Annotated in this window: 14 protein-coding genes; 4 read left to right on the forward strand and 10 right to left on the reverse strand. The window is 60.4% G+C overall.

The window, feature by feature from the left end; all coding sequences use genetic code 11:
* Positions 1 to 127 precede the first annotated feature (127 nt).
* Together ppk1 and hemB are read right to left on the reverse strand one after the other, a co-directional pair.
* Complete coding sequence (gene ppk1, locus CKW19_RS08830) at positions 128 to 2,350, reverse strand: polyphosphate kinase 1 (protein ID WP_095057551.1); 2,223 nt, start codon at positions 2,348 to 2,350, stop codon at positions 128 to 130.
* 18 nt (positions 2,351 to 2,368) lie between these two features.
* A complete protein-coding gene (gene hemB, locus CKW19_RS08835; RefSeq protein ID WP_095057552.1) occupies positions 2,369 to 3,382 on the reverse strand; it encodes a porphobilinogen synthase in 1,014 nt (337 codons plus the stop codon).
* A gap of 207 nt (positions 3,383 to 3,589) precedes the next feature.
* On the opposite strand from hemB, the gene CKW19_RS08840 reads away from it, so the two are divergent.
* Positions 3,590 to 4,222, forward strand: coding sequence for a DedA family protein (locus tag CKW19_RS08840; protein ID WP_095057553.1), 633 nt, complete (start codon positions 3,590 to 3,592; stop codon positions 4,220 to 4,222).
* Here CKW19_RS08840 and CKW19_RS08845 read toward each other — a convergent pair.
* A complete protein-coding gene (locus tag CKW19_RS08845) occupies positions 4,203 to 5,438 on the reverse strand; it encodes a sterol desaturase family protein (RefSeq protein WP_095057554.1) in 1,236 nt (411 codons plus the stop codon). The genes CKW19_RS08840 and CKW19_RS08845 overlap by 20 nt on opposite strands.
* Before the next feature lie 115 nt (positions 5,439 to 5,553).
* Here CKW19_RS08845 and elbB point away from each other — a divergent pair, with 115 nt between their 5' ends.
* A complete protein-coding gene (gene elbB / locus CKW19_RS08850; protein ID WP_095057555.1) occupies positions 5,554 to 6,222 on the forward strand; it encodes an isoprenoid biosynthesis glyoxalase ElbB in 669 nt (222 codons plus the stop codon).
* 71 nt (positions 6,223 to 6,293) lie between these two features.
* Here the strand turns inward: elbB and CKW19_RS08855 are convergent, their stop codons facing one another.
* The 5 genes from CKW19_RS08855 to CKW19_RS08875 form a co-directional block, all read right to left on the reverse strand.
* Positions 6,294 to 6,749 (reverse strand): YaiI/YqxD family protein, encoded by a 456-nt coding sequence (locus CKW19_RS08855; protein ID WP_095057556.1) that lies wholly within the window; start codon positions 6,747 to 6,749, stop codon positions 6,294 to 6,296.
* Positions 6,750 to 6,858: 109 nt separating this feature from the next.
* Positions 6,859 to 8,757, reverse strand: a complete 1,899-nt coding sequence (locus CKW19_RS08860) for a cytochrome c/FTR1 family iron permease (RefSeq protein ID WP_095057557.1) — start codon at positions 8,755 to 8,757, stop codon at positions 6,859 to 6,861.
* A 159-nt stretch (positions 8,758 to 8,916) separates the two neighbouring features.
* Positions 8,917 to 9,549, reverse strand: a complete 633-nt coding sequence (gene rhtB, locus CKW19_RS08865) for a homoserine/homoserine lactone efflux protein (RefSeq protein WP_095057558.1) — start codon at positions 9,547 to 9,549, stop codon at positions 8,917 to 8,919.
* A gap of 178 nt (positions 9,550 to 9,727) precedes the next feature.
* Positions 9,728 to 10,309, reverse strand: a complete 582-nt coding sequence (locus CKW19_RS08870; protein ID WP_095057559.1) for a mechanosensitive ion channel family protein — start codon at positions 10,307 to 10,309, stop codon at positions 9,728 to 9,730.
* Positions 10,309 to 12,219 (reverse strand): ATP-binding cassette domain-containing protein, encoded by a 1,911-nt coding sequence (locus tag CKW19_RS08875; RefSeq protein WP_095057560.1) that lies wholly within the window; start codon positions 12,217 to 12,219, stop codon positions 10,309 to 10,311. The genes CKW19_RS08870 and CKW19_RS08875 overlap by 1 nt, the downstream gene beginning before the upstream one ends.
* A 50-nt stretch (positions 12,220 to 12,269) precedes the next feature.
* On the opposite strand from CKW19_RS08875, the gene CKW19_RS08880 reads away from it, so the two are divergent.
* The gene (locus tag CKW19_RS08880) at positions 12,270 to 12,734 is read left to right on the forward strand and encodes a TIGR02444 family protein (protein ID WP_095057561.1); all 465 of its coding nucleotides are present in this window, start codon (positions 12,270 to 12,272) and stop codon (positions 12,732 to 12,734) included.
* Here CKW19_RS08880 and CKW19_RS08885 read toward each other — a convergent pair.
* Entirely contained in the window at positions 12,731 to 13,774 is a 1,044-nt protein-coding gene (locus tag CKW19_RS08885; protein ID WP_095057562.1) for an AlgP family protein, read from the reverse strand. The genes CKW19_RS08880 and CKW19_RS08885 overlap by 4 nt on opposite strands.
* Positions 13,775 to 13,967: 193 nt before the next feature.
* On the opposite strand from CKW19_RS08885, the gene CKW19_RS08890 reads away from it, so the two are divergent.
* Positions 13,968 to 14,633, forward strand: coding sequence for an FKBP-type peptidyl-prolyl cis-trans isomerase (locus CKW19_RS08890; protein ID WP_095057563.1), 666 nt, complete (start codon positions 13,968 to 13,970; stop codon positions 14,631 to 14,633).
* Between the two features lie 61 nt (positions 14,634 to 14,694).
* Here CKW19_RS08890 and rsd read toward each other — a convergent pair whose 3' ends face one another.
* On the reverse strand, positions 14,695 to 15,153 hold the full coding sequence (gene rsd, locus CKW19_RS08895) for a sigma D regulator (RefSeq protein ID WP_095057564.1): 459 nt from the start codon (positions 15,151 to 15,153) through the stop codon (positions 14,695 to 14,697).
* Between the last annotated feature and the right edge of the window lie 50 nt (positions 15,154 to 15,203).

A 15,203-nucleotide genomic window follows, 5' to 3' on the forward strand; every position in this document is an offset into this window, starting at 1 on the left:
GCGATGCGTTATCACGCCATGCGGTGACTGAACGTACGCCATCGCTGGCAAGCCAGCGCCTACAGAATTCGGTGAAAACAAAAATGGCGATCCCTTGGGATCGCCATTTTTTTACTCCCAGCCGGTGTTAACGAACCGTCAGGATCGGGCTGCCCAATCGCTCCAGCAAAGTAGCCTGGGCGCTGCGCGGGTTCTGGTTGCCGGTCGGCGTGTTGCGGACGTAGCGACCGTCCGACTGCAGGCTCCAGCTGTGGGTGTTGTCGGTGAGGTACAACTCCAGCTCTTTCTTGACCCGCATGATCAGCTTCTTGCCTTCCACCGGGAAGCAAGTCTCGACGCGCTTGTCGAGGTTGCGCTCCATCCAGTCGGCGCTGGAGAGGAACATCTGCTCGTCGCCGCCATTAAGGAAGTAGAAAACCCGGGTGTGTTCCAGGAAACGCCCGATGATCGAACGCACGTGGATGTTGTGCGATACCCCGGCGATGCCCGGTCGCAGGCAGCACATGCCACGCACCACCAGATCGATGCGCACGCCCGACTGGCTGGCCTTGTACAGCGCGCGGATGATCTTCGGATCGGTCAGCGAGTTGAACTTGGCAATGATGTGCGCCGGTTTGCCGTCGACGGCGAACTGGGTTTCCCGGGCAATCATGTCGAGCATGCCCTTCTTCAGGGTGAACGGCGCATGCAGCAACTTCTTCATGCGCAGGGTTTTACCCATGCCGATCAACTGGCTGAACAGTTTGCCGACGTCTTCGCACAAGGCGTCGTCGGAGGTCAGCAGGCTGTAGTCGGTGTACAGACGAGCGTTGCCGGCGTGGTAGTTACCGGTGCCGAGGTGCGCGTAACGCACAATCTCGCCGGCCTCGCGACGCAGGATCAGCATCATCTTGGCGTGGGTCTTGAAGCCGACCACGCCGTAGATCACCACCGCACCGGCTGCTTGCAGACGGCTGGCCAGTTGCAGGTTGGACTCTTCGTCAAACCGCGCACGCAATTCGATCACCGCGGTGACTTCCTTGCCGTTACGCGCCGCATCCACCAGCGCATCGACGATTTCCGAGTTGGCACCCGACCGGTACAAGGTCTGGCGCACCGCCAATACATGCGGATCCTTCGCGGCCTGGCGCAACAGGTCGACCACCGGCGTGAACGACTCGAACGGGTGCAGCAGCAGGATGTCCTGCTTGCTGATCACGCTGAAGATGTTCTCGCTGTTTTGCAGCAGTTTCGGGATCTGCGGGGTGAACGGCAGGTATTGCAGCTCACGCTGACTGTCCAGGCCGGTGATGCTGAACAGACGCGTCAGGTTCACCGGACCATTGACTTGATACAGCTCCGACTCGCTCAAGTTGAATTGCTTGAGCAGGTAATCGGACAGGTGTTTCGGGCACGTGTCGGCGACTTCCAGACGCACCGCATCACCGTAGCGACGGGAGAACAGCTCGCCGCGCAGGGCACGGGCCAGGTCTTCCACATCTTCGGAGTCCAGTGCCAGGTCGGCGTTTCGGGTCAGGCGGAACTGATAGCAGCCCTTCACCTTCATGCCCTGGAACAGGTCATCGGCGTGGGCGTGGATCATCGACGACAGGAAGACATAGTTGTCGCCCGCGCCGCCGACTTCTTCCGGCACCTTGATGATCCGCGGCAGCAGACGCGGCGCAGGAATGATCGCCAGACCGGAGTCGCGGCCGAAGGCGTCGATGCCTTCGAGCTCGACGATGAAGTTGAGGCTTTTGTTCACCAGCAACGGGAACGGGTGCGTCGGGTCGAGTCCGATCGGCGTGATGATCGGCGCGATCTCGTCGCGGAAATAACGACGGACCCAGGTTTTGATCTTGGTCGTCCAGTTACGGCGACGGATGAAGCGGACCTGATGTTTTTCCAGCTCCGGCAACAGAATATCGTTGAGGATCGCGTATTGGCGGTCAACGTGACCGTGCACCAACTCGCTGATGCGCGCCAATGCCTGATGCGGTTGCAGACCATCGGCGCCCGCTTGTTCACGGGCGAAGGTGATCTGCTTTTTCAGGCCGGCAACACGAATCTCGAAGAACTCGTCCAGGTTGCTGGAGAAGATCAGCAGAAACTTCAGCCGCTCCAGCAACGGGTAGGACTCATCCAGCGCCTGTTCCAGCACGCGAATGTTGAACTGCAGTTGCGACAGCTCGCGGTGGATGTACAGGCTGCTGTCATCCAGGCCTGGAATGGTAATCGCAGGCGCTGCCGCAGCGGGCTCGACGACCACCGCGGGCGGAGCTGGCTCCAGCTCCGGCGGGGTCTCGTCGATTTTCTCCACCACCGGTTGAGCATCTTTTACGGCAACTTCAGTGAGTACTTCGGTATTCATCGAATGTTCCTGGGAGGGCTATTTTTGCTCTCGTAGCAATTGAGCAGCACGAACGGCAAAGTACGTCAGGATGCCATCAGCCCCTGCACGTTTGAAAGCGGTCAGGGACTCAAGGATAACCCCTTCGCTCAACCAGCCATTCTGGATCGCCGCCATGTGCATGGCGTATTCGCCGCTGACTTGATAAACAAACGTCGGCACTTTGAATTCTTCTTTGACCCGGCAAAGGATGTCCAGATACGGCATGCCTGGCTTGACCATGACCATGTCTGCGCCTTCTGACAAGTCTGCCGCCACTTCGTGCAGGGCTTCGTTGCTGTTGGCCGGGTCCATCTGATACGAGGCCTTGTTGGCCTTGCCCAGGTTCAGCGCCGAGCCGACTGCATCGCGGAAAGGACCATAATAGGCGCTGGCGTACTTCGCTGAGTAGGCCATGATCCGCACGTTTACGTGACCGGCCACTTCGAGCGCTTCGCGAATCGCCTGGATGCGACCGTCCATCATGTCCGACGGGGCCACGACCTGAGCACCGGCTTCGGCATGGGACAGGGCTTGCCTGACCAGTGCGTCGACGGTGATGTCGTTCTGAACGTAGCCTTCCTCGTCGAGGATACCGTCCTGGCCGTGGGTGGTGAACGGATCCAGCGCAACGTCGGTGATCACGCCCAGTTCAGGGAACTGCGCGCGCAAGGCACGGGTGGCGCGTTGGGCGATACCTTCAGGGTTCCAGGCTTCGGCGGCGTCCAGCGACTTCAGCCCTGCCGGCGTCACCGGGAACAGCGCCAGCGCCGGAATACCCAGCTCAACCCACTTGGCCGCTTCTTCGAGCAACAGGTCGATGGTCAGGCGTTCGACGCCCGGCATCGAGGCGACCGCTTCACGGCGGTTTTCACCGTCCAGCACGAACACCGGCAGGATCAGGTCATCGACGGTCAAGACGTTTTCACGGACCAGACGACGCGAAAAATCATCACGACGGTTACGGCGCAGGCGGGTTGCAGGGAACAGACGGTTGGCGGGGGTAAAACTCACGGCAGACTCCTGAGCCCGCACAGACGGGCGAGCGTGACAGTTATAAGCGGCCATTATGACGAACACATGACAGTTGTGCGTACCCTGTGACAGGTAGCCGCATTCCATTGTCGTTGTAGGAAATGTTCACGTCGAGACACATTTGGACACTTTCCTGAATGTGTCCGAAGGGTTAGGCTGCGCGTTCATTTCGCCAGCACCCAGACAATGCTCCAACAATTTCTGCATGACTTCGGCTACTTTGCCCTGTTCCTTGGCACGTTTTTCGAAGGCGAAACCATTCTGGTGCTCGCGGGTTTCCTTGCGTTCCGTGGATACATGGACATCAACCTGGTGGTGGTCGTGGCCTTCTTCGGCAGCTATGCCGGCGATCAGCTGTGGTACTTCCTGGGGCGCAAGCACGGCCGCAAATTGCTGGCCCGCAAACCCCGCTGGCAAATGATGGGTGACCGGGCGCTGGAGCATATCCGCAAACACCCGGACATCTGGGTCCTGAGCTTTCGCTTCGTCTACGGTTTGCGCACCGTCATGCCGGTGGCCATCGGCCTGTCGGGCTATCCGCCGGGACGTTATCTGCTGCTGAACGGGATTGGCGCAGCGATCTGGGCCACCGCCCTCGCGGCCGCGGCCTATCACTTCGGCGCGGTACTCGAAGGCCTGCTCGGCAGCGTCAAGAAGTACGAGCTGTGGGTGCTCGGCGCCCTGCTGGTCCTGGGCGTGGGGCTGTGGCTGCGCCGGCGTTTCAAGAACGCGCGCCTGGCCAAAAAAATCTACGCCGACGAGCAAGCCCTGAAAGCCGAACGAGCCAAAACCGAAGGACCTACGACGCCAGCCGAGTGAAGCGGTTTCTGCAACAGTAGAGACCGATCCCGCTCAACAGGCTGTAACTGAGCAGGCCGACCCAGCCCACTGCACTGGCCGGCCACAGCCCAACCATCGGCGCCAGCCACACCAGTGGCACGTTCGACACCAGCCGCAGCAGCTCCAGCTTCAACGCCCACGGGCGATTCTCCAGGGCCACGCCCAGCACAAACAGACCGAACGCCACCGCCCCCCAGCCCAACACCAGGGCGGAGGCAGGCAAGTTCGGTTCCAGATTCATCAGGTAACTGCCCAGCGCGATGTAGACGCAGAACTGCAACAGCACATAAATCTGCTGACGCCTGTCCAGCGGCACTTCGAATTTGCGGAACCGGGTCAGGTCAGGTTTGTTCATCGGGTATTTGGCCGCCACGTCGGCCGGGCGCCAGCCGGTGCGCATAAACCAGATCCGCAGCTTGTCCCAGGTGCTTTGCGTCCGTCGGGCATCAGCCCACAGCTGAGCGTAGAACTGCAGGTTCGCCCACACCGGATTCCAGCTCTCCAACGGTGTGGTCACGCCGAAAATCACCGGTTCGTTGTCGTCCTCTTCCTGGAACGAGCCGAATAGACGGTCCCAAATAATGAACACCCCGCCGTAGTTGCGATCCATGTAGAGAGCGTTCTGTGCATGGTGAGCCCGATGATTGGACGGCGTGACAAAGAACCACTCGAACCAGCCGAGCTTGGGAATGTGTCGCGTGTGCACCCAGAACTGGTACAGCAAATTGAGCGCTGCGACACTGACGAACACCAGCAAGGGCACGCCGACGACCGCCATCGGCAGGTAGAAGATCCAGCTCAGCACAAAACCGGTGCTGGTCTGGCGCAAGGCGGTGGACAGGTTGTACTCCTCGCTTTGGTGATGCACCGAGTGAGCGGCCCAGAGGATGTTGCGCTCATGGCCCATGCGGTGCAGCCAGTAGTAGCAGAAGTCATAAAGGACGAAGGCCAATACCCAGACCCAGACGCTGTCGGCCGACAGTTCGAACAGCGCCAGATGCTGGAGGGCAAAAGCGTAGGTCAGCAACCCCACACCCTTGGTCAAAAGCCCCGTAGTGGTCGACAACACGCCGGTGCTGATGCTGTTGATCGCGTCTGCCAGCCGATAATTAGTGACCCCGCGCCAACGATCGGCCAGCAATTCAGCGGCAATGAGCACAAAGAAAAACGGCACCGCATACAGAATGAAGTCCATGACGCGCCCTGATCGGAATCCTGAGGACAGATGCTAGGTGTAACCGCGAACTAACCCTATGGCAACGAGTGACAAATTAGTGGACATTTAACGCCATGAATCTGGAGAAAAGCCCATGAGCAAAAAAGTTGCAGTGATCCTTTCCGGTTGTGGCGTATACGACGGCGCCGAGATTTACGAAAGCGTGATTACCCTGCTGCGTCTTGATCAGCGTGGCGCGCAGGTGCAGTGTTTCGCACCCGACATTGCGCAGCTGCATGTGATCAACCACCTGACCGGCGAAGAAATGCCCGAGGCGCGCAATGTGCTGGTGGAGTCGGCGCGAATTGCCCGTGGCGAGGTCAAGGACATCCGCGAGGCAAACGCCGAGGATTTCGACGCGCTGATCATCCCCGGCGGTTTCGGTTCGGCCAAGAACCTCTCCAACTTTGCCATCGAAGGCACCGGCTGCACCGTTCAACCCGATGTCCTGACGCTGACCGAAGCCTTTGCCGAGGCTGGCAAGCCGGTCGGCCTGATCTGCATTTCGCCGGCCCTGGCCGCAAAAATCTACGGCCCCGGCGTGACCTGCACCATCGGCAACGACACCGACACGGCCACAGCCCTGAACAAGATGGGCGCGACCCACAAGGAATGCGCAGTCAGTGACATCGTCGAAGACAAGGCACGCAAACTGGTGAGTACACCGGCTTACATGCTGGCGCAGTCGATCAGTGAAGCGGCGTCCGGAATCAACAAACTCGTGGACCGCGTGCTGGAACTGACCCACGAAAACGACGCATAAAAAATCGCAGCCTGCGGCAGCTCCGGATACGCACCGATCCATCGTAGGCGCTGCCGCGGGCTGCGATCTTTTCAGGGTTTGCGGGTGAGCCGAGTCAGAATCCGGTCCAGCGCATTGGCAAACGCCTGCTTCTCACGCTCGCCGAACGGGGCCGGTCCGCCGCTCACTTGGCCCTGCTCGCGCAAATCGGTGAACAGGTTGCGCACCGCCAACCGATCACCCATGTTCTGTGCATCGAACTCCTTGCCCCGCGGATCCAGCGCTGCCACGCCCTTTTTCACCAGGCGATCGGCCAGCGGCACATCGCTGCAAATCACCAGCTCGCCCGGAACCGCGTGTTCCACCAGATAATCGTCGGCGGCATCCGGGCCACTCGGCACCACGATCAATTTGACCAGTGCCAGGCCCGGCTTGATCTGCGGCTGCCCGGCCACCAGCACCACTTCGAACTGGCGCTTGAGGGCGAATTTCACCACCAGGTCCTTGGCAGCCCGAGGGCAGGCATCGGCATCGATCCAGACACGCATCTTGTTTACCTCTGTTGAAAAGCATCGCGAGCACGCCACATTCCTACAGGTTAACGCTAAACCTGTGGGAGCGTGGCTCGCCCGCGAAAGTGAGCGCAGCGAATGCCGTTCAAGAAACCTGAACCCGCCGCTTCTCCGCCACCCAGCTACGACCATACAACACAACAACCGCGATGATCGCCACAGCCTGCGCACCCAGCGAATACGCGTCCGCGTGAATCCCCAGCCAGTCAAACTCAATGAACGGCACCGGCCGCGTGCCGAAAATACCGGCCTCCTGCAACGCTTTCACGCCATGCCCGGCGAACACCACCGACAACGCGCACAACAGACCGGCGTTGATGCTGAAGAACAACGACAGTGGCAGCTTGGCCGAACCGCGCAAAATCACCCACGCCAGACCGACCAGCAGTACCAGCGCCGTCGCGCCACCGGCCAACACCGCGTTATGCCCCGCCGGCCCCGCCTGCAACCACAGGGTTTCGTAGAACAGAATCACTTCGAACAGCTCGCGATACACCGAGAAAAACGCCAGGGTCGCAAAACCGAACCGACCACCGCCGCCCACCAGGCTGCTCTTGATGTAGTCCTGCCAGGCCGCAGCGTGGCGACGGTCGTGCATCCACACGCCCAGCCAGAGCACCATGACGGCGGCAAACAAGGCCGTCGCGCCTTCCAGCAACTCACGCTGCGAACCGCTGACATCAATCACATAGGCCGCCAGTGCCCAAGTCGCCAAACCTGCCACCAGCGCCAGACCCCAACCGACGTTGACGCTGCGAACCGCCGATTGCTGGCCAGTGTTACGCAGGAAAGCCAGGATCGCCGCCAGTACCAGAATCGCTTCCAGCCCTTCGCGCAGCAGGATCAGCAGACCGGAGATGTAGCTCAGGGACCAGCTCAGGCCATCATTGCCCAGCAGGCCCGCCGACGTTTTCAGTTTCGCCTTGGCCGCGTCCAGGCGCTGCTCGACTTCGCCCACCGACAAACCGTCCTGCAACGACTGTCGGTACGCCATGAGGGATTTTTCGGTGTCTTTGCGCACATTGGCATCGACGTTGTCGAGCGAGCTTTCAACAAGCTCGAAGCCTTCCAGGTAAGCCGCTACCGACAGGTCATAGGCCTGATCGTGATCACCGGCGCGATACGCCGCGATGCTTTTATCCAGGGTGGCGGCGGTGTAATCGAGCAACTGCGCCGGACCACGCTTGACCTGCGGAGGCTGCGCCCGCTGGGCTCGGAACGTCGCCGCTGCTTGCGGCCCCTCGGCCACTTGCACTTCCGTCGGTGTCTGACGGGCCAGGTCGGCGATGTTGTAGGTTTTGTCGCTGGCGGACGTAACCAGGTCGACACTGAAGCTGGCGATGTAGGACGCCAGGTCCCAGCGTTGACGGTCGTCCAGTTGATCGGCGAAGGCCGGCATGTCCGCCCCTTCCACACCCAGGCCAACGGCGCTGTAGATCGCATAGAGACTCAGGCGATCCACACGCGAGGCATCGCGAAGATTGGACGGCGGCGGCATCAGGCCAACACCCGCCGGGCCATCGCCGGCCCCGGTGTCGCCATGGCAGACTGAGCAATGCTGGGCGTACAACGGCGCACCACGAGTAGGGTCAGGCGTAATGATCGGGGCTTGGCTGACTTCATAGGCCACGGCCAACTTCGCGCCCAATTGCCGAGCCTGTCGGGCGACATCGGCGCCCTCCTGACGAGCACTGACGGCCTTTCGCAAATCAACCACGCCCTGTTCCAGAGAGGCTTTCTCCGGTTTGGCCGGCATGGACCCGACCCACTCTTGCAGTGCCTTGATCGACTGTTGTTGGGCGCGGTAATCGGCCTGATTGATGATGCTTCCCGCCCGCACCGTCTCCGGGTAATCCGCGCTGATGTAATCAAGCACGTGCAACGCCTGAGGCGCGCCATCGACGGGGTCGGCCAGCAATTGAAAGCTGCATGTCGCGAACAGCGGCAACAGCAGCCAGGCCAATAAACGGGACGGGGCAATCATGAATAAATCTCAATTGGAAATACGAAGTTACATATTGTTAACGCCAGACGGGTTTCGCTCAAGCTTTGTTGATAGTTCTTCGTAATCGCATTGGTTTCGCGAGCGGCCCCCAAACGAAAAAGGCGACCGCCAGGGTCGCCTTTTTTACACGGGAGCGTTTTAAGCGGCCGCTTTGCGCAGTGTCGCCATGAAGGCGGCCGCGCCGATGAATAGCCCGGCAAACGTCCGGTTCATGCGTTTTTGCTGTTTTGGTGTGCGCAACAGTCGCAACACTTTGGAGGCCAGCCCGGTGTAGCCGGCCATGACGATCAGATCGACGCAGATCATGGTGACGCCAATGATCACGTACTGAATCAGCAGTGGCGCATGCGGGTCAATGAACTGCGGCAGCACCGCGAGCATGAACACCAGTGCCTTGGGGTTGCTGATGTTCACCAGAAAACCACGGAACACCAGCGCCATTGGCTTGCCGATCTGACGCACCGCCGCGTCATCGCTCATGTCGCTGGGCAGCGCACGCCATTGCTTGATCGCGAGAAAAACCAGGTACGCCACGCCGAACCATTTGATCGCATAGAAGGCCGTCGCTGACGCCGTGAGAATTGCGCCAACACCGGCGCCGACAATTGCGATCTGCACCGCCAGGCCCAATTGCAGACCCAGCGCATTCCAGTAGCCGCGCCAGAAACCGTATTGCAGACCGCTGGACATCGACGCAATGGCGCCGGCACCGGGAGAAAGACTGATCACCCAGCAGGCGGCAAAGAACGCCAGCCATGTTTGAAGCTCCATTGCACACCTCGACTCAGACTCGTGACAGACGTCTAAGCTAATGCGGCTTTGGGCCAATGACTACCGATTTTTTGCAGGAAAAGGGGCTTCATCTGGTCGAACACAAAGATCGCAGCCTTCGGCAGCTCCTACGGGAAAACACGTTCCAATGAGCTGCCGAAGGCTGCAATCTTTAGGGCTACTTCTCAAACCCGCTGGAAGGAAACACATCCGTCCCGCGCCAACGCCTGACCGAACGCTGGAAGAACAAGCTGTTGGGCACTTGCACCATGGCGCTGCCGGTACCAAGTTCCTCGGCCTCGATCAATGTGGTGTAGAGCAGATTGATCGCAATCACCCGGCCTTTGACGCCAGGCTTGTCGGTGGTGTCCACCAGTTCGACCACGTCGCCAATGCGGAATGGGCCGACGGTAAAGATCAGGATCGCGCACAACAAATTGGAGAGCACGCTCCACATGGCGAAAAACGCCACGGCCGCGACGGCGACGAAACCGGACAACGCCGTCCAGAGCACCGTGGCCGAAACCCCGAGGCGCTCCAGCACGAAAATCAATGCACTGCCCATGATCAGCCAGCGCAGACCACCGCGCAGCGGCATCAGCAACTGCGGCGGAAACGGATAGCGCTCGCCGAGACGGGTCAGGCATTTGGCGACGAAACGCTGGGCAATGTAGCCGGCCAGCAGGATCAGCAGGATTTGCACGCCGAGCCAGATCGGCTCGACCCACACAGCCGGTAGCGGCAGCTTGAAGGCGTCCATCAGGACAGCGCCTCCAGCTCCGCCTGCATGCTTTCCAGCAGTTCGAGCGCTTCCATCCAGGCCTCTTCCAGCTCCGACTCACGCACCTTCAACCTGGCTTGTTCGGCCAGCAGATCACGTAATTCGTTCTTGCGCGCCGGCTCGTAGATATCGCTGTCGCCGAGGCTGGCGTCGACCTTCGCCAGTTTTTCGTGAAGCTTGCCCAGCTCGGCTTCGAGCTTGTCGGCCTCGCGTTTGTGCGGCGCCAGTTGCTGACGCAACGCAGCAGCGGCCTGACGCTGGGCTTTCTTGTCGGTCTTGTCCGGGTTGACCGGGGTGTTGCTGACCGGGGCATTGCGTTGACGGTATTCCACGAGCCAACGGGTGTAGTCCTCCAGGTCGCCGTCGAACTCCTCTACCTTGCCGTCCGCCACCAGATAGAAGTTGTCCGTGGTGCTCTTGAGCAAATGACGGTCGTGGGAAACCACCAGTACCGCACCACTGAACTCTTGCAGGGCCATGGTCAACGCCAGACGCATTTCCAGGTCCAGGTGGTTGGTCGGTTCGTCGAGCAGCAGCAGGTTCGGCCGATCCCAGGCAATCAACGCCAGGGCCAGGCGCGCTTTCTCGCCACCGGAGAAATTCAGCACCGGCTCGTCGATCCGCGCACCACGGAAGTCGAAACCGCCGAGGAAGTCGCGCAGTGTCTGTTCGCGCTCGGTCGGCGCCAGACGCTGCACGTGCAGCAACGGGCTGGCCTTGGAGTCCAGCGAGTCGAGCTGATGCTGAGCGAAGTAACCGACCACGGTGTTCTCGCCACGGGTCAAGCGACCGGCCAACGGTGACAGCTCACCTGCCAGGTTCTTGATCAGGGTCGACTTGCCGGCCCCGTTCGGGCCGAGCAAGCCGATCCGCGCGCCCGGGGTCAATTGCAGCTTGACCTTCTCCAGCACGGTTTTGTCGCCGTAGCCCAATCGGGCATCGGACAGGTCGATCAACGGGCTGGAGATTTTCTGCGATTCGCGGAAGACAAAATCGAACGGCGAGTCGACGTGAGCCGCGGTCAGCTCCTCCATCCGCTCCAGTGCCTTGATCCGGCTCTGGGCCTGACGGGCCTTGGTGGCCTGGGCCTTGAAGCGGGCGATGTAGCTTTCCATGTGCGCACGTTGCACCTGTTGCTTCTCGTAGGCCTGCTGTTGCTGGGCCAGACGCTCGGCACGGGCACGCTCGAAGGCGCTATAGCCACCGCGGTACAAGGTGATCTTGCGTTGATCGACGTGAGCCACGTGATCGACCACGGCATCGAGGAAGTCCCTGTCGTGGGAAATCAGCATCAAGGTGCCGGGATAGCTTTTGAGCCACTCTTCGAGCCAGATGATGGCGTCGAGGTCCAAGTGGTTGGTTGGTTCGTCGAGCAGCAGCAGGTCCGAAGGACACATCAAGGCCTGCGCCAGGTTCAGACGCATCCTCCAGCCACCGGAGAAATCTCCTACCTGGCGATCCATCTGCTCGTTGGTGAACCCCAAACCGGCCAGCAACTTGCGGGCACGGGCATCGGCGGTGTAACCGTCGGCGCTATCGAGCTCGGAGTGCAGGCGGGCCTGAGCGGCACCGTCGTGGGCCGCTTCGGCTGCCGCCAGGTCGCGTTGCACCTGACGCAGGCGCAGGTCGCCATCGAGCACGTAGTCGACCGCCAGGCGTTCGAGCGTGTCGACCTCCTGGCGCATGTGGGCGATACGCCAGTCGGCCGGCAGGAAGCAGTCACCCGAGTCCGGGTGCAGCTCACCCCGAAGCAAGGCGAACAGGCTCGATTTGCCGGCGCCGTTGGCACCGATCAGGCCGGCTTTCTGGCCGGCGTGCAGCGTCAGCTCGGCGTCTTCTAGCAGACGTTGCGGGCCACGCTGTAAAGTCAGGTTCTGAAGTCGAATCATAATGGCGGCGGAGTCTACCAGCTTCGCTCGCAACTGGCGCGAGTAGCACTATGTCCTCTGACCTGTGGAGCTTTTCCCTGAGTACTTACGCCCGACCGGGTGTTGAACAGGCGTGCCTGCAATTGCAGTCTGCGGGCGTTAACGTCTGCCTGCTGCTGTGCGCCGCTTGGCTGGGCCAGCGAGGAGTTGCCTGCAATGAACAGCGTTTGCAACAACTTCGCACTGTGGCCGAGTCCTGGGACGCCGACGTGGTTCGACCGTTACGAGCCTTGCGCACGCAGTGGAAAGCGGCGGCTACGGACGACGTCGATTTGCATGCTTTGCGTGAACAGGTGAAGGCGTTGGAGCTGGAAGCCGAGCGACATCTGCTATTGCGACTGGAACGATCGGCACACAATTGGCCGCAGGATAAGGCAACCGATCTCTCGGTCTGGCTTGAAGGCGTGACGGCTGGCGCCGCCCACCTGGACCGCGACGCGCTGCATCAGCTGCGCGTCGCGGTAACCGGCACTTAGGAAGCGCTGGTTGGGGAGGTCACTGCTGCACTCGGAGCAGACGCCGGCGTGGGTGCTGACGTAGCTGTCGATGGGGTGGATGCCGAGGCAGGTGTTGCGGTTGGAGCCGGGGTCGCCGGTTTGGCCGCAGGTGCTGTGGCTGGCTTGACGGCAGCTGGCTTTCTCACTGCTGGTTTTGCCGCAGGCTTGGCAGCGGCGGGTTTCGCAGCAGCCGTTTTAGCGACTGGTTTCGCCGGTGCTTTGGCAGCGGGTTTGGTCGCTGGCTTGGCAGCGGGTTTGGCCGCAACAGGTTTGGCTGCAGGTTTAGCGGCAGCGGTTCGGGCAGCAGGTTTAGCGGCCGGTTTTGCAGCTATTTTTGCCGCTGGTTTCGCGGCGGCAGTTTTAGCGGCGACTGGCTTGGCAGCAGCAGCTTTTGCAGCAGCAGACCGTGCAGCAACAGGTTTCGCCGCGGTGGTTTTAGCCGCTGGTTTGGCAGTGCTGGCAGCGGGTTTTCTCGCGGCAGGTTTTGCAGCTGGCTTGGCGGCGGCAGTTTTCGCTACTGGCTTGGCAGCAGCGGGTTTCGCAGCAGGCTTGGCCGGTGCTTTTGCAGCAGCCGGTTTGGCGGCTGCTTTCTTTGCAGGCGCAGCAGCTGGTTTGGCCGCACGCAGGGTCAACACCTTGCCGACAGCCTCTTGCACACGGCCAACGCCCTGGGCCAGTTTCAGGCTTTCCTGAGCATCGCGTTTGAGTTGCAGAATGTAGGCGCGGGTTTCCGATTGACGATCCTTGAGCGCATCAAGCAACTCCTCGAGATCGCCCACTGCACCTTTGGCTTTGGCTTGTGCCTTGGCTTTGCCGGCTGTTGCGGCGTCCTGCAATTTGATGCGGGATTTGTGCAGTTTCTCTTGCGCTTTGCCGCGCTGCTTTTCCAGTTTGGCGAGCAATTTTTCAGCATCAGCCAAGGCTTCGGAACAAGCGGTTTCAAGATGCTCGAGCAGGCTGCTCGAGAGTTGTTGGAGCAGGTGCAACGGAGTGTTTACTGGCTTCTTGGTGGCCGACATGGTTTACCTCCTGGCTGAAGTGAGTTGCGGCTCATACTAGACCTCTGCTGCAACCGCCGCTAGGGCATGTTGACACTATCGAAAGCGTTGCGTTGCAAAGGACAGAAAAACTTCTGTGCCGATGCAAAAGCAGTTCACCGTTGCGCGCATTCTCACTGGCATAATCGTTCGCAATTTCGGTCGGAGAGTGCCCATGTCGCGCTACTTTTTTTTATCGCTGTGCGTGTTTTTTTCCGTGGCCCATGCCGCCGAAAGCACACGAGAAAACGAGGCTCACGATCTCGCCTACAGCCTGGGTGCGAGCCTGGGTGAACGCTTGCGCCAAGAGGTTCCCGACCTGCAACTTCAGGCGTTGGTCGAGGGCCTGCAACAAGCCTATCAAGGCAAACCTCTGGCGCCCAAAAACGAGCAGATCGAACAGATACTGAGCGAGCACGAAGCTCGGGTTGCCATGCAATCGGCCGAACCGCGCAGCGAAGCAGCCCTGGAAAAAGAGCAGCGTTTTCTCGCCGAAGAAAAAGCCAGGCCCGGCGTGCGTGAGTTGGCGGATGGCGTGTTGCTGACCGAACTGACTGCGGGCGATGGCGCCAAGGCAGGACCGAACGGCAAGGTGCAAGTGTTGTACATCGGTCGCTTACCCGACGGCACGGTGTTCGACCAGAGCAGCCAACCACAATGGTTCAGCCTCGACAGCGTCATTGCCGGGTGGCGTAGCGCGCTGCAAAACATGCCGGTTGGGGCAAAGTGGAGACTGGTGATTCCCTCGTCGCAAGCTTATGGCGCCGAGGGTGCCGGTGACGTGATCGCACCGTTCACACCCTTGGTGTTCGAAGTCGAGTTACGTGGCGCCACCCGTTAAATCGCGGGCACAAAAAACGGTGCGCCTTGGCGCACCGTTTTCAGGTCTTGCGGGAAGCGATTCAGGCTTGAACCGAATCGGCTTCCTTGTGTGCGGTATGCAGCACTTCGATCAGGCAGTCTTCCAGCTCAAAGCGTTCGTGTAACAGCCCGCCCAGTTCCTTGAATTTCTCGGCGACGCATTTGCCTTCATCGCAAAGGTCATTGAACGCGAGAAGCTTCTCGGTAATGACGTCGATACGCGGGTAGATCGTCTCGGCGAGTTCCAGGCCACGCTTGTCGTTGAAAGCCTTGGCCTCCCCCGTCAGCTGCTCATAGATCTCAAAATGCCCGGCAGACACGTAATCGACCAGCACGCCGCAGAACTCCTGCAAGGGCTTTCGATTCTCGCTCAGCGCCTCAGGCTTTGCACCGAGCTTGTCGTATGCATCGATCAGCTCTTTTCGCTCCTGCAACCAGCGGTCGATCAGCAGGTGCACTCCGCCCCAGCGTTCCTGAGCATTCTGACAACTTTCGAGCATGGTGATCTCTCTTCCCTTGGGGGTCAGATGCTCTACGCCCGCTCGCCTCT

The sequence above is a fragment of the Pseudomonas sp. Irchel s3f7 genome (assembly GCF_900187615.1).
Classification (GTDB): Bacteria; Pseudomonadota; Gammaproteobacteria; order Pseudomonadales; family Pseudomonadaceae; genus Aquipseudomonas.

Coding starts and splice junctions, on each gene's coding strand:
- ppk1 (WP_095057551.1), bottom strand. CDS start 2,350: ATGAATACCGAAGTACTCACTGAAGTTGCCGTAAAAGATGCTCAACCG.
- CKW19_RS08840 (WP_095057553.1), top strand. CDS start 3,590: ATGCTCCAACAATTTCTGCATGACTTCGGCTACTTTGCCCTGTTCCTT.
- CKW19_RS08845 (WP_095057554.1), bottom strand. CDS start 5,438: ATGGACTTCATTCTGTATGCGGTGCCGTTTTTCTTTGTGCTCATTGCC.
- elbB (WP_095057555.1), top strand. CDS start 5,554: ATGAGCAAAAAAGTTGCAGTGATCCTTTCCGGTTGTGGCGTATACGAC.
- CKW19_RS08855 (WP_095057556.1), bottom strand. CDS start 6,749: ATGCGTGTCTGGATCGATGCCGATGCCTGCCCTCGGGCTGCCAAGGAC.
- CKW19_RS08860 (WP_095057557.1), bottom strand. CDS start 8,757: ATGATTGCCCCGTCCCGTTTATTGGCCTGGCTGCTGTTGCCGCTGTTC.
- rhtB (WP_095057558.1), bottom strand. CDS start 9,549: ATGGAGCTTCAAACATGGCTGGCGTTCTTTGCCGCCTGCTGGGTGATC.
- CKW19_RS08870 (WP_095057559.1), bottom strand. CDS start 10,309: ATGGACGCCTTCAAGCTGCCGCTACCGGCTGTGTGGGTCGAGCCGATC.
- CKW19_RS08875 (WP_095057560.1), bottom strand. CDS start 12,219: ATGATTCGACTTCAGAACCTGACTTTACAGCGTGGCCCGCAACGTCTG.
- CKW19_RS08880 (WP_095057561.1), top strand. CDS start 12,270: ATGTCCTCTGACCTGTGGAGCTTTTCCCTGAGTACTTACGCCCGACCG.
- CKW19_RS08885 (WP_095057562.1), bottom strand. CDS start 13,774: ATGTCGGCCACCAAGAAGCCAGTAAACACTCCGTTGCACCTGCTCCAA.
- CKW19_RS08890 (WP_095057563.1), top strand. CDS start 13,968: ATGTCGCGCTACTTTTTTTTATCGCTGTGCGTGTTTTTTTCCGTGGCC.
- rsd (WP_095057564.1), bottom strand. CDS start 15,153: ATGCTCGAAAGTTGTCAGAATGCTCAGGAACGCTGGGGCGGAGTGCAC.